This window comes from Corynebacterium sp. zg-331 (assembly GCF_014267345.1).
Taxonomy (GTDB): domain Bacteria; phylum Actinomycetota; class Actinomycetes; order Mycobacteriales; family Mycobacteriaceae; genus Corynebacterium.
Genome location: NZ_JACMYD010000001.1, coordinates 146,481 through 160,068, shown reverse-complemented (window position 1 = coordinate 160,068; position 13,588 = coordinate 146,481). Strand labels below are relative to the sequence as shown.

Sequence of the window (13,588 nt, the reverse complement as noted above, 5' to 3'; positions counted from 1 at the left end):
GGCGGGCTACCCCCAAAAATCCGATAGGCTCGCCGCCCGGCGCGCCAGGCGCTCCAGGCGAGATTCCGTCATCGAGGCAATCTGATCGATCACCACGCGCTGACGCGCGGCCTCCCCTTCGGCCTCATGCCACCACTGCCGCATCATGGGGTCAAGGGCGCCGGGGCCGCCCGCGCAGAGGTAGTCGAAGACGCGGTAGATGCGATCGCGCTGCTGATCTTGCCGCACCAGGTGACGGTGCTCGTCCATGACGTAGAGCACGGCGATCGTCTTGAGCAGCATGACCTCGGCACGCGCCTGGGGCGGCACCACGAGCCTGCCGTGGAGACGGCCGAGCCAGCCCGCGCCCCCTGGGTGGGCCGCCAGGGTGGCGTTGATGGTAGAGGAGACATAGCGCCCCACGAGCTCGCTGGTGAGCCTCTTCAAGGTGGAGTGGGCGCGCAGGCTGGCGTCAAACTCCGCGCACTGGGCCACCAGGGGCAGCCGGCGCAGGCCGTCGGCTGCCTCGACGAGTTCCTCTCGGGTACCGCCGAAGGCCCGCGCGCCCTTTTCCGCGAGCGCGGCGAGTTCCACAAAGTCCCACAGCACGGCCAGCGAGACGCGCCCGGAGACGATGCCGTCTTCCACGTCGTGGACGGAATAGGCGACGTCGTCGGCCCAGTCCATGACCTGGGCCTCCATCGACGGGGTGGCATCGCTGTGGCCGCTGCGCACCCATTCCAACACCGCGGCGTCCTCGTCGTAGCAGCCGTACTTGCGGTTCGCCGTGCCATCCGGGTTGGTGCGCAGTCGGGGGTACTTGCAGGTGGCATCCAGGGCGGCGCGGGTGAGATTGAGGCCAAAGCTGCGCCCCTCTTCGTCGAGCACTTTGGGTTCCAGGCGGGTGAGTATCCGCAGCGTCTGGGCGTTGCCCTCAAAGCCTCCGCAGTCCTGGGCGACGTCATCGAGGGCGCGCTCCCCGTTGTGTCCATAGGGTGGGTGTCCGATGTCGTGGGTCAGACCGGCAAGCTCCGCTAGGTGCGGATCCAGCCCCAGGCCCGTGCCGATGCCGCGGGCAATCTGGGCCACCTCCAGGGAGTGGGTCAGGCGGGTGCGGGGGGTATCACCATCGCGGGGACGCACCACCTGGGTCTTATCGGCAAGGCGCCGCAGCGCCGCCGAGTGCAGCACGCGGTCACGATCGCGAGAGAACTCGCTGCGCTGTTCCTGAGGCGGGCCGCCCAGGCCGCCGCCCTTGGGGGCCTCGACATACCGCCGCTGGTTATCCTCGTCGGTGTATTGGTGGGTGTGCCTCGTGCTCATCGACCTCATCTTATCCAGTTGAGTATCCTGGCCCCCATGATGATCGATGCCCCCGTACGACACACCCTTGCCGCGGCGGCAGCCTGCGCCCTGGTTCTCCTGCCGGCCCCTGCGATCGCAGCTCCCGGCGCCGCCCCGGCGATTGCCGCCGCCCCCGCGGCCCTGAGCGAGGCGATCAGCGACGAGGCCGGGGTGCTCGACGATGCACAGGTGACCGAGCTGGAGCAGCGGATCTCTCAGTTTCAAAAGGCCCACCACCGCAACCTCAAGATTGCCTTTGTGACCGGCTTTGAGGGAACAGACTCCGCGACCTGGGCCAAGCGGACCCTGCGCGCCAGCGGCGGGGGGAATCTCGCGCTATTGGTGGTTCATCCCGGGGCGCGGAAGGTCGCCGTGGCCGCAGGAGAAGAATGGAGTACCGCAGAACAACGCGCCCTGTACGAGGCCGCCCGGTCCCACCTGAACAACGATGATTGGTACGGTGCCGCCTCCGCTTTTATCGATTCCGCGGATTCCAGCGGGCAGATCTCCGGGAACTCCGTGATCTGGCTGGGGGCCGGAGCCCTGGCCGTGGTGGGCACCGGGGGTGGCATCTGGTATTCCAGCCGCAGACGACGGCGGGAGGAAAACAAGCAGGTGGTAGAAAGCGCCCGCCGCATCGATCCCACCGACACCGCCGCCCTCGCCCAACTGCCCATCCCTGCCCTGGGGCAGGTGGCCGACGATTACTTTGTGGCCACCGACGAATCCGTCCGTCGCGGCGAGGAGGAACTGACCGTGGCCGCCGCCGAGTTCGGTCCCGCACGAACCCGGCCGTTTCGCCGCGCCCTGGATAAGGCGCAAGCGGCCCTGCGCCGGGCCTATGACATTCACGATCAGCTCCACGACGCGATCCCCGAAACCGACGAGGAAAAGCGCACCCTGCTCACCGAGGTGATCTCCTCCTGTGCCACCGCCCAGGCGGAGCTGAATAAGCAGGCCAAGGACTTTGCCGACATGCGCAGCCTGCTCCTCGATGCGGATAACAAGATCGCCGAGATCACCCAGCGCACCGTGGACATCCGTGCCCGTCTCCCCAAGGTAACCGACACCCTGAATAACCTCGCACAGCGATACCCCGAGTCCACCCTTGCCTCCGTGCGGGAGAATCCGGAGCTGGCCGCCGCGAGCCTGGATTCCGCCGAGCATTCCCTGAGCGCGGCGCGCTCGTTGGCAAACAAGCCCGCCGGTCAGCAGGGTGGACTGGTCATGGTGCTCCGGGAGGCCGAACACGCCGTGGAAATGGCCGACCGAATGCTCTCCGCCGTGGAACACGCCGACGACAACATCGCCACCGCGCGGGCCTCCCTGTCCTCCCTCGTCGAGGAGATAGAGGAGGAGATCATCGAGGCCCAGGAACTGCGCTCCCGCGGCACCGCCAACGGCACCCAGGCAGACTGGTCGGCGCTCGATGCACTGGTGGCACGGGCCCGGGAGGGCATCGATATGGCCACGAGCACCGGACACGAGGATCCCCTGGGGGCCTATACCACGCTTAACGACCTCGATGCCCGCCTCGATGAGCAGCTCGAGGCCCTACGAGAGACCACCTCCACGCAGGATCGCCTAGTGCGGGTGTATCGCCAGCATCGCGACGCCGCGCGCGCGGCCATTCAGGGCGCGGAGGATCTCATCGCCTCGCGCGGCAGGCTCGTGGGCGCGCAGGCCCGCACCGACCTCTCCGAGGCCAAGCAACTCGCCGGTCGCGCCCGAGACCTGGAAGAAACGGATCTGCGCCAGGCGGTGACGATCGCGCGTCAGGCGACCCAGCAAGCCCACACCGCAGTGGCGGCCGCGCAGCACGACATCGACGAGCACTACCGACGCCAACGCCTCCAGGAATTCGGCTCCGGAGCGGGCACGTTACTCACCGGCATGATGATCGGCACCATCCTCGGCGGAAACCACCAGGGCGGGGGCTTTGGCGGCGGTTTCGATGACGGCGACGTCGTGGGTGGGAGCTTCTAGGCCCCGCTCCATCGCGGTCGGCGGACCGGGGAATCCACGAGCACGCAGGCCCAGGATAAGAACATCGCGTCGAGAGAAGCGATGGCGCGCGGGGCATCGGGAGCCTCCTCGACCTCCACGCAGCCGCTCATCAGGGGGCGCACCACCACGAGGGCAGCGCCCTCGCTGAGGATCAGCCGTTGCTTGCGCCAGGGGCTGCTGCGGGCCAACTCGTATTCGCGCTCCGCGCAGCGGGCGCGCAGCCGGTGCACCGTGAATCCCGCCTGGGCGATGGTCAACACCTCCCCGCTCGTGGAGGTTGCTCGGGCGCGAAATCGCGGCCCCGCCGAGCTCTCGATAAGCAGGCGCTCCTCGCCGCAATGCAGGACGTCGGAGCGCACCGAGGCGATCATGTGGCCGTTGGCATCGATCAGCTCGTTGCCCCGCCACACCCAACGACCCGCCGCTACCGCTCGCACCAGGACCGCGCCCTAGAGTAGCAGGGCCAAGACCGCAATGAGCGTGGCCGCCAGCAAAGTAACGATGAGCACCGTGGAGGAAACGCTGAGGCGAGCCTCCAGGATGAGGCGCACGAACCAGCTCAAAGCCACGACCTCCTCGGTGCTCAACCGCGCTGTCTCCTCGAGCTCCAGCACGCAGCGTCGCACGCCGTTATTGCCGCCGGAAAACTGCGCGATCTTCGCGCCCTCGGCGTCCTCGATCACCCAATCCTGGCGCGCCTCGTTGAGGAGGGTCACCTCTCGGCCGCCTAGATTCACAGCGAGGCTCTTAGCCCTGGCGAGGTTGCCGGTGATCGTAAAGGTAAGGCCATCCTGGGTGGTGGCGCTGGCGCGATCCTTGGTGGCGCTCAGCATCCAGGTTTGCTCTCCCACGGTGGCGCGCTCCACCCCAAAGGTGCCCAGCTTCTCGGGCCCCTCCCCCACCAGCAGGGGCGTGGCGGCACCGCGCGGACCCCAGGAGGTGTAGCGAGCCGAAAAAATCATCTCAGCACCCCAGCAGGCGCTGCGCCAGGTACGCCTCGAGATCGGCAATCTTCACCCGCTCCTGCTCCATGGTGTCGCGCTCGCGTACCGTCACGGCCTCGTCCTCCAGGGTGTCAAAGTCCACGGTCACGCAGAAGGGGGTGCCGATCTCATCCTGGCGGCGATACCGGCGACCGATGGCCCCGGAGGTGTCGTAATCGACGTTCCAGTAAGAACGCAGGGTATCGGCCAGTTCCTTGGCCTTGCCCGCCAGCGGTTCCTTCTTCGACAACGGCAGCACAGCCACCTTGACCGGGGAGAGCCGGTAGTCCAGCTTCAGCACCACGCGCTTGTCTACCCCCCCCTTGGCGTTGGGGGCCTCATCCTCGGTATAGGCGTCGACCAGAAACGCCATCATGGAGCGCCCGAGACCCGCAGCCGGTTCGATGCAGTAGGGGATCCAGCGCTCGTCAGCCTCCTGGTCGTAGAAGCTTAAGTCCTCGCCGGAGCTTTCCGCGTGCACGCACAGGTCGTAATCGGTGCGGTTGGCTACCCCCTCCAGCTCGCCCCAGCGCGAGCCAGCAAAGCCAAAGGCGTACTCCACGTCCACCGTGCGCTTGGAGTAATGGGAGAGCTTCTCCTTGGGGTGTTCGTAGAGGCGCAGGTTCTCCGGGTTGATGCCCAGATCCACGTACCACTGGTAGCGGTTATCAATCCAATACTGGTGCCACTGCTCGTCCTCACCGGGTTTGACGAAGAACTCCATCTCCATCTGCTCGAACTCGCGGGTGCGGAAGATGAAGTTACCCGGGGTGATCTCGTTGCGGAAAGACTTGCCGATGTTGGCGATACCGAACGGGGGCTTCATGCGCGCGGAGTTCATCACGTTCTTGAAGTTGATAAAGATGCCCTGGGCGGTCTCCGGGCGCAGGTAGTGCAGGCCCTCCTCGTCATCCACCGGACCCAGGAAGGTCTTGAGCAGGCCGGAAAAGGCCCGCGGCTCCGTCCAGTTGCCGGGCTGGCCGGTCTCCGGATCATTGATGTCCGCCAGGCCGTTCTCCGGGGGATGCCCGTGCTTTTCCTCGTAGGCCTCGATCAGGTGATCCGCGCGGTAGCGCTTGTGCGTGTAGAGCGACTCCACCAGGGGATCGGTAAAGACCTCCACGTGGCCGGAGGCCACCCACACCTGGCGCGGCTGGATCACGGAGGTATCCACGCCCACCACGTCGGCCCGGGAGGTCACCATGTGCCGCCACCACTGACGCTTGATGTTTTCCTTCAGCTCCACGCCCAGCGGGCCGTAGTCCCAGGCGGAGCGGGTGCCACCGTAGATCTCTCCCGCCGGATAGACCAGACCGCGCCGCTTGCACAGATTGACCACGGTTTCGATGACAGACTGCTGCGCCATAAGGGGGGATTCCTCCTAGTAGTAATCGCCGATGTGACCCTCCCCGACGTCACGCGCGATGCACCGGGAAAAGGATTCCTCGACATTCTAGCCGCACTCCCGCCTCCGGCGCTCCGCCAACCACCCCTGGGGCGCCCGCGACGATATCGCTGGCGACGACGACCGGGCATCGCCGGGAGATTATCCCCGGAGACTAAGACATAGGCGGAGGGGTATAATATAAATGTCAGCCTCGTTACCGGAATCATTCAGATAACTTCCACTCCCGTCGCAGATCGCCCGTTTTTGGTCTATCATATTTGGTTAATAGTTACTGGACGATTTATAAACGAGAACAGCCATGCCAGGACACCCCGAAGAACCCTACGCCCTCCTTGCTCGCAGCGCCGCCGCCAGCGCAGTGATCAGCGCGATCGACTCGGAAATCCGCCTCAGCATCCTCGCCCTCCTCGTGGAACGCGAGTGCATGGTCAGCGAGATCGTCACGCAACTCCATCGCCCGCAGCCCCTGATCAGCCAACACCTCCGCGTCCTCAAAAACGCCGGCATCGTGATATCGCACCCTCGGGGCCGCAGCCGCTGCTACACGCTGAGTTCCCCCGAGCTTCACGACATCTTCCGGAGCATTATCACCCTGGCCTCCCAGGCACACGCACATCTGAGCGCACCCATCACCGAGATCGACATCGCGCGGGAAGCCACCGGCCCCTCCGCCGGAGACTCCGCGCCACTACCCACGGCACCCATGTAGTACCCTGCGATCAGAAGCCGAGGGACAAGCACGGAGAAGGACACGGAGCATGAACAACAGATCCGCGATGCGTGCGCCCAAGCTCGGCGCGCGCAACACCAAGCAGCGAGCAGCCGTCATCGACACGCTCATCGCGTTGAACAACTTCGCCTCGGCAAAGACCATCCACTCCGAACTCATCCAGCGCGGTACCCCCGTGGGCTTATCCACCGTCTATCGCACCCTGCAATCACTCGCCGACCTCCACGCGGTGGACGTGCTCAGCGTCGCCGGCGGCGAGAGCCTGTACCGCCATTGTCTCAGCGAGGATCACCACCATCACCTGGTGTGCACGGAATGCGGCTTCACCAAGGAAATCGATGGCGGACCCGTGGAGCAGTGGGCCCGGGACGTCTCCTCACGCCACGGCTTTAGCCTCACCGGCCACGACGCCGAGATCTACGGCTTGTGCCCGGACTGCTGGGCACGCCGGGAGCGGGAACCACGCGGGAATTAGACCCGGTTACCGTCTGTTCACCGATTTTTTACCCGCGGTCATCGCCGCCGCCACGCGCTGTTTACGGCGGCCGCCTACGTTGGCTCCGGTAACGATCCATTCGTCACCACACCGGAGGAAAACCATGTCGTACACGCCCCGCCTTCTTCCTACCGCGGTTCTTATCGCCGGCCTCGGGCTCGTCGCGGGGTACACCGGCCCCGAACACCAGGCGATCGGCGCGCCCAACCACACCGCCCAGCCCCTCGACCGCAGGGCCGTGGGAGACCTCGCCGAGCACGGCGGGGCACGGCGCCTGCGCGGCGATCAAGCCCCGAGCCTGCGCGAGGCGATCGACGTCACCGGCGCGAAAAACGTGATCCTTCTCATCGGGGACGGCATGGGCGATTCCGAGATCACCGCTGCCCGCAACTACGCCGAGGGCGCGGGTGGATCGTTCGCCGGCCTTGACGCCTTGCCCGTCACCGGCCAATACACCCACTACTCCCTCCACCGGGACGGCACGCCCAATTACGTCACCGACTCCGCCGCCTCCGGCTCCGCCTGGGCCACCGGAACCAAGACCTACAACGGCGCCATCTCCGTGGACATTCATGGCACGCCCCAGGAAAGCATCCTCGAGCGAGCCCAACGGGCCGGGCTGGCCACCGGTAACGTCTCCACCGCGGCCATGCAGGACGCCACCCCCGCCGTCCAGGCCGCCCACGTGACCGACCGGGCCTGCTATGGCCCCAAAGATACCGCCGAGGCCTGCCCGCGCGACGCCCTGGAGAACGGCGGGCGGGGCTCCATTTCCGAGCAGATCCTGGATACCCGGGCGGATATCAGCCTCGGCGGCGGGGCTGAAAGCTTTGCCGAACGGGCCACGGCGGGCCCCTACCGGGGAGCGACGCTGCTGGAGCAGGCCCGCGAGCGCGGCTATCAGATTCCCACCACCGCCGAGGAGCTCCGCGCGATCACCGAGGCCAACCAGGATCACCCCGTGCTGGGGCTTTTTGCGGAAGGAACCATGCCAGTGCGGTGGCAAGGACCCAAGGCCACCAAGAACGGCTACCAGGAGGGGGCCGTGTCGTGCTCGGAAAACCCCGAGCGCACCGCCGAGGTGCCGTCGCTGGCGGACATGACGAGCACCGCCATCGACTTGCTCAAGGACAACGAAGAGGGCTTCTTTCTGCAGGTTGAGGGGGCGTCCATCGACAAGCAAGATCACGCCGCCAACCCCTGCGGGCAGATCGGCGAGACAGTAGATCTTGACGAGGCCGTGCGCAAGGCCCTGGACTTTGCCGAGGCCGATGGCGAAACCCTCGTGGTAGTCACCGCCGATCACGCACACAGCAGCCAGATCGTGCCCACCCCGAAGGCGGGCGACATCGATGCCTACCCGGGGCTCACCCGTACACTGCGCACCCGCGAGGGCGGGGAAATGACTATGAGCTACGCCACGGCGGACGCCAGCGCCACATCCCAGCGGCACACCGGAACCCAGCTGCGCATCGCGGCCTATGGTCCGAACGCCGCGCAGGTTTCCGGCCTCAGCGATCAGACCGACCTTTTCTTTACCCTCACCGAGGCACTTGGGATCTGATCAGCACGGCGCTGCGCCGCTGCACCACACCCCACGTGCCCACGACGACACCCGGATCGACAGCGCCGCGGTCCTCCTCGGGCACCACCAATACCTCTACCGGCTGGCCGCCCTCGACAACACCCCGAAACTCCACCTGCGGGGGCAGGAGCGTACCCGCGTCCAGGTCTTGCTTGGCCACAGGCTGCCCACCAGAGGCGACCAGCGCCGCCAGCGCGGCGCGGAAGGCGGGATCGCGGCGGGCGTCGTAAATATAGCGGGTGCCCAGCACCGAATGGCTCATCTCGCCCAACAGGCCTGCGGAATCCGGCAAAGGCTCAGGGCGATAGGTCAGGGGCACCTGCACCAGGCTCCCTGCGACCTCCAGCACGGCCACCTCCATGCCCACCCGTCCCTCGGGATCGAGCAGACGCCACGAGGCAAGCACAACCGGATTATCGTCCGGGTTTATCTTTCCCTCGCGCTCGAGGAAGCGGCGATGAAAGAACTCCTTGCCGGGATCTAACCGCGCCTGCGTATATACCTCGGCTACGTGGGCATTCTTCGCACTCATGCCCACCAGGATGCCACAACCAAAGCCACAGAGCCTCAGCCAAGAACCTGCCCAAAGACCACGCCGAGCACATACGTCACCGCCGCGGCCCCCATACCCACCAGCCACTGGCGCAGCGCGCGCGGCACCGGAGGCCGCCCGGAGAGGATGCCGGTGAATGCCCCCGTGCACAACAAAGCCACCGAGACCAGCGCGATGGCGACCACCCCGCCTACCAGCGAGGAGGTCCCGAACAGGAAGGGAAGCACGGGGATCAAAGCGCCGGCGGCAAAGCACAGGAAGCTCGACAACGCCGCCGACCACGCCCCATCCGAGCCCTTCTGCGATTCGGTTTTTTCTCCCCGATCCACCACCTGGGCGTGCGCCTGCGCAAAGGCCTCGCGGGCGCGCTCCTCGGCCTCCGCTTCCTCGTAGCCACGGGCACGAAACACTAAGGCGAGCTCGTTGGCATTGACGTCCAGCTCCGGCAACAGCGTGGCGGTGTCCTCCTGCGGGGCGGAGGCCGCCAGAAGCTCGGCCTGGGATCTCACCGAGATGTACTCCCCCGCCGCCATCGACAACGCCCCGGCTAACAGCCCGGAGATGCCCGTGAGCAGGATCATCGAGGAGGTCATCCCCGATCCCATCACGCCGATCACCAGCGCGAGGTTGGACACCAAGCCGTCGTTGGCACCAAAGACCGCTGCCCGGAAGTCCCCGGACATGCTCTCCCGGCCGCGCGCAGCCAGCCCCTTGACTACCTCGGAATGCACGTGCTCGTCCGCCGCGATCTGGCTCGGGGCGTCCTCGTCGCTGGCGTAGGGGTTGCGCGCTTCCGCGCTTTGCATCATCGCCAGCACGAACACGGAGCCAAAGCGGCGGGCGAGCCAGCCGGTGAAGCGGGTCTTGCGCCCCGGTCGCTGCGGCATGCCCACCTCGTCCCCGAGCTTCGCGCGCCAGTACTCCTCGTGCCGCGATTCCGCCTCGGCCAGCTTGAGCAGGATCTCGCGCTCCTCGCCCGTTTTTTTTCGGGCAAGTTCGCGGTACACAGCCGCTTCGGCGCGCTCGTCCGCGAGGTACTGCCGCCAGCGCTGAATCTGCTTGCGAGTGGGCGGGGATGACGTGTTCACGCGTGGTTCTCCAGGTGGGGGGCACAATCCTCGCTCATGCTACGCGCTCCCGGCGCGCAGCGAAAGAGCGCCGACGCTACCTCACGACGTGGCGCCGAATCGACGATCCCGGTGCGCGTACTCCTCCACCGCCGCAAAGAGATCCTGCGCCCCGAAGTCCGGAAAAAGCTTCTCCTGGTACACCATCTCCGCGTAGGCCGATTCCCACAGCAGGAAGTTCGAGGTGCGTTTCTCCCCCGAGGGGCGCAAAAAGAGATCCACGTCCGGCATCTGAGGATCATAAAGCCAGCGATGAAAGCTCTCTTCCGTAATCTGCTCCGGGCGCAGCCTCCCGGCCGCCACCTCCGCGGCGATGCGGCGGGTGGCGTCGATGATCTCCGCGCGTCCCCCATAATTGACGCACATCGCCAGGGTCATGCGGGTGTTATCACGGGTTAGCTCCTCGGCGGCCTCCAACTCCCGGATCACCGAACGCCACAGACGCGGGCGACGCCCCGCCCACACCACCCGCACGCCCTTGTCGTGGAGGATGTCCCGCTCGCGGCGCAACACGTCGCGGGAAAAGCCCATGAGAAAGCGCACCTCTTCCGCGCTGCGCCGCCAGTTTTCTGTGGAAAAGGCGTAGGCGGAAAGGTAAGGAACGCCCATCGCCAGGCAGGCGTCCACGGCCTCCATCAAGACGGCCTCGCCACGGCGGTGTCCCTCCGTGCGCTTCATGCCGCGCTGCTGCGCCCACCGGCCATTGCCGTCCATCACCAACGCGATGTGCCGGGGAACGAGCTCGGCGGGTATCTGCGGGGGCTGGGGATTCTGGTTCTCCGAGATCACTCGGCCATTCTACGGCAGCGCCCACCCCGCGCGGGGCGGACCGCTAGGGCGAGGGCTGGAGGGTGACGATGCGCTGTTCCAGGTGGTATTGCAGGTGCATGCTGGTCAGGCTATGCACCCGCCGCTCGAGGTCGTGGCGCTCCATGATCTCCTCCGCCGCCGGACGGTGTCCCTGTTGCAAGAGCCACATGGCGTGCAGCGTCTCCGGGGGAACATCCGCGGAGCCCGGGGGTCGGCAGCGCACGCACACCGCCCCGCCCGCGCGCGGATGAAAGGCGTGATGCGGGCCGGGTTCCCCGCACTGGGCGCAGGCAAACAGACTCGGCGCCCAGCCTGCGTGCCCCATCGCACACAGCAGGAACGCATCGAGGCAGACCTCGGGCCGCGGATCGCGCTGCATGGCGGCAAGGGTTTCCACCACGATGTCGAAGAGGAAGGGATCTTCTCCCGTTTCCGCCACGCACAGCCGCTCAGCGCAGTGCACCACGGCGCAGGCCGCCGTGTACCGGGCATAGTCCTCGATGATCCCCGAGGCATAGTAGGCCACGGTATCGGCCCCGGTGAGCGTGGCCAGGCTGCGGCCGGGATAGAGGTGGACGTCAAGGTCCACGAAAAGCTGGACGCGCGAGCCGAAGCGGGACTTCGAGCGGCGCACTCCCTTGGCCACGGCGCGCACCAGGCCATGACCCCGGGTCAGCAGCACCACCACGCGGTCGGCCTCGCCAAAATCGTGGGTACGCACCACCACGGCGCGATCACGGTAGCTGGGGCGGCGCACCTAGAAGCCCAGCCTGCCCAGGGCCTTGGGATCCGACTGCCAGTTCTTGAGCACCTTGATCCGCAAATCCAGGTAGGTGTTCTGACCCAGCAGGGCCATGATGGACGCGCGGGACTGGTGAATGATCCGCCCCATGCGGCGACCCTTGTAGCCCATGATGATGTCCTTTTGCCCGGGGCGCTCCACGTAGACGATGGCGTGCACGTCCAATACTCCCTCGCGCTCCTGGCTGGGCAGAATCTCATCGACCTCCACTGCCACGGAGTGCGGCAGCTCGTCCTTGAGGCCGGACAAGGCGGCCTCGCGAATGAGCTCCGCGATGCGGGTATCGCGGTCGTCGTCGGTGACGTGATCGTCCGGGTAGAGCTTCGGCCCCTGCGGCAGGTAGCCGGTGACGACCTCACTGAGGACGTCGAGTTGCAGGCCATCAGTGGCCGAGACGGGCACCACCTCGCAATCCCCGCCCAACAGCTCGTGCAGGGCCAGCAGCTGCGCTCCCACCTGGTCCTTGGACACCGCGTCGATCTTGGTGACCACGCCCACGATCGGGGTGCGCGGGGCGACGGAGCGCACGTTATCGAGGATCCAGCGATCGCCCGGGCCGATCTTCTCGTTTGCGGGGATGGTCAGGCCGATCACGTCCACATCCGCGTAGGTGTCCTTCACCGCCGCGTTGAGGCGTTCGCCCAGCAGCGTGCGCGGTCGGTGCAGGCCGGGGGTGTCTACCACCACAATCTGCGCGTCCTCTCGGTGCACGATTCCGCGGATGGGGTGCCGCGTGGTCTCCGGCTGATCGGCGGTGATCGCGATTTTCTCCCCCACCAGCGCGTTGGTCAGGGTGGACTTGCCCGTGTTGGGCCGTCCCACGAAACTCAAGAACCCGGAGCGAAAGCCCTCGGGGGTATCTGCACAGCTCACCTATCTCCTATCCCTCATCGCCAGCTACCAATATAGGCCGCGCGAGGGCGCGCGCCTCGAACTGACACCGGGGCTGAGCATAATAATCCTGCGCGGCCACCAACTCCAGCTCCGGGCTGCCCGCCTCCACCGTCAATCGCAGCAGATCGAACACGCTCGATGCCGTGGCCTCCAGCGCCCGACGCGCGTCCCCCGTGGCCACGTAATGCCCCGTGAACAGGGCCGCCGCCACGTCTCCCGAGCCGTTGCGTTTGACCGGCAGCCGCGGAGTGCGCACCAACCACGCGCCGCGGGGGTCCACCGCCAGCATCTCGATGGCGTCCTCGGGGACATCGGGGTGCTCCACGGAGGTCACCAGGACGGTGCTCGGGCCCATCTCGCGGGCGGCGGCCACCGCCGCGAGCGTGGAAGCAAGATCGCCCACCGGCCTTCCGGTGAGATATCCCAACTCGAACTGATTGGGGGTGATGATATCCGCCGCCGGAACCACCAGGTCGCGCAGCAGCGGCGGAATAGCCTCGTCCACGTGGCAGCCGGACGCAGCATTGCCCATCACAGGGTCGCAAGCATACACCGCCTCCGGGTTGGCCTCCTTGACCCTGGCTACGGTCTCCACGATCACCTTCGCGATGTCCGCCCCGCCCTGATAACCGGAGAGCACCGCGTCCACCTGGTTTAAGGCGCCGCGCTCGGCCACGCCCTCGATGACCTCGGCCACCTGCGTGGCCGGGATCGCCGGGCCGCGCCACGAGCCGTAGCCGGTGTGATTGGAAAAGTTCACCGTGTACACCGGCCATACCTCGTGGCCCAGGCGCTGGAGCGGGAAAACCGCCGCGGAATTGCCCACGTGCCCGTAGGCCACGGCGGATTGAATAGAGAGAACCTTCATGG

The 13,588-nt window shown here is 66.6% G+C and carries 14 protein-coding genes; 4 read left to right on the top strand and 10 right to left on the bottom strand.

Annotation, left to right across the window (positions count from 1 at the left end):
• Positions 1-6: 6 nt before the first annotated feature.
• The gene (locus H7347_RS00815) at positions 7-1,302 is read right to left on the bottom strand and encodes a deoxyguanosinetriphosphate triphosphohydrolase (protein ID WP_152820438.1); all 1,296 of its coding nucleotides are present in this window, start codon (positions 1,300-1,302) and stop codon (positions 7-9) included.
• A gap of 36 nt (positions 1,303-1,338) precedes the next feature.
• Between H7347_RS00815 and H7347_RS00810 the strand changes: the two genes are divergently transcribed.
• Complete coding sequence (locus H7347_RS00810; protein ID WP_152820437.1) at positions 1,339-3,309, top strand: TPM domain-containing protein; 1,971 nt, start codon at positions 1,339-1,341, stop codon at positions 3,307-3,309.
• Here the strand turns inward: H7347_RS00810 and H7347_RS00805 are convergent.
• From H7347_RS00805 to H7347_RS00795, 3 genes are read right to left on the bottom strand one after another with little or no spacing between them, the layout of a single operon-like run.
• The gene (locus H7347_RS00805; RefSeq protein WP_370513874.1) at positions 3,306-3,767 is read right to left on the bottom strand and encodes a hypothetical protein; all 462 of its coding nucleotides are present in this window, start codon (positions 3,765-3,767) and stop codon (positions 3,306-3,308) included. The two genes, H7347_RS00810 and H7347_RS00805, sit on opposite strands and share 4 nt — an antisense overlap.
• Positions 3,768-3,779: 12 nt before the next feature.
• A complete protein-coding gene (locus tag H7347_RS00800; protein WP_152820433.1) occupies positions 3,780-4,292 on the bottom strand; it encodes a hypothetical protein in 513 nt (170 codons plus the stop codon).
• Between the two features lies 1 nt (position 4,293).
• On the bottom strand, positions 4,294-5,679 hold the full coding sequence (locus H7347_RS00795) for a glycine--tRNA ligase (protein ID WP_152820431.1): 1,386 nt from the start codon (positions 5,677-5,679) through the stop codon (positions 4,294-4,296).
• A gap of 340 nt (positions 5,680-6,019) precedes the next feature.
• Here H7347_RS00795 and H7347_RS00790 point away from each other — a divergent pair, with 340 nt between their 5' ends.
• The 3 genes from H7347_RS00790 (at position 6,020) to phoA (ending at position 8,511) form a co-directional block, all read left to right on the top strand.
• The gene (locus H7347_RS00790; protein ID WP_152820429.1) at positions 6,020-6,430 is read left to right on the top strand and encodes a helix-turn-helix transcriptional regulator; all 411 of its coding nucleotides are present in this window, start codon (positions 6,020-6,022) and stop codon (positions 6,428-6,430) included.
• Positions 6,431-6,479: 49 nt separating this feature from the next.
• On the top strand, positions 6,480-6,926 hold the full coding sequence (locus tag H7347_RS00785) for a Fur family transcriptional regulator (RefSeq protein ID WP_152820427.1): 447 nt from the start codon (positions 6,480-6,482) through the stop codon (positions 6,924-6,926).
• A 124-nt stretch (positions 6,927-7,050) separates the two neighbouring features.
• The gene (gene phoA, locus H7347_RS00780; protein WP_152820425.1) at positions 7,051-8,511 is read left to right on the top strand and encodes an alkaline phosphatase; all 1,461 of its coding nucleotides are present in this window, start codon (positions 7,051-7,053) and stop codon (positions 8,509-8,511) included.
• On the opposite strand, the gene H7347_RS00775 is transcribed toward phoA, so the two are convergent.
• From H7347_RS00775 to pdxY, 6 genes are all read right to left on the bottom strand, one after another.
• Positions 8,489-9,064, bottom strand: a complete 576-nt coding sequence (locus H7347_RS00775) for a hypothetical protein (RefSeq protein WP_152820423.1) — start codon at positions 9,062-9,064, stop codon at positions 8,489-8,491. The genes phoA and H7347_RS00775 overlap by 23 nt on opposite strands.
• 35 nt (positions 9,065-9,099) lie before the next feature.
• The gene (locus H7347_RS00770; protein ID WP_186337074.1) at positions 9,100-10,173 is read right to left on the bottom strand and encodes a VIT1/CCC1 transporter family protein; all 1,074 of its coding nucleotides are present in this window, start codon (positions 10,171-10,173) and stop codon (positions 9,100-9,102) included.
• 81 nt (positions 10,174-10,254) lie between these two features.
• Positions 10,255-10,998 (bottom strand): isoprenyl transferase, encoded by a 744-nt coding sequence (locus H7347_RS00765; RefSeq protein WP_186337182.1) that lies wholly within the window; start codon positions 10,996-10,998, stop codon positions 10,255-10,257.
• Between the two features lie 46 nt (positions 10,999-11,044).
• Positions 11,045-11,779, bottom strand: coding sequence for a DNA repair protein RecO (gene recO / locus H7347_RS00760; protein ID WP_186337073.1), 735 nt, complete (start codon positions 11,777-11,779; stop codon positions 11,045-11,047).
• Complete coding sequence (era, locus tag H7347_RS00755) at positions 11,780-12,697, bottom strand: GTPase Era (protein WP_186337072.1); 918 nt, start codon at positions 12,695-12,697, stop codon at positions 11,780-11,782.
• A 7-nt stretch (positions 12,698-12,704) separates the two neighbouring features.
• Positions 12,705-13,586, bottom strand: a complete 882-nt coding sequence (gene pdxY, locus H7347_RS00750) for a pyridoxal kinase PdxY (RefSeq protein WP_152820419.1) — start codon at positions 13,584-13,586, stop codon at positions 12,705-12,707.
• Positions 13,587-13,588 lie beyond the last annotated feature (2 nt).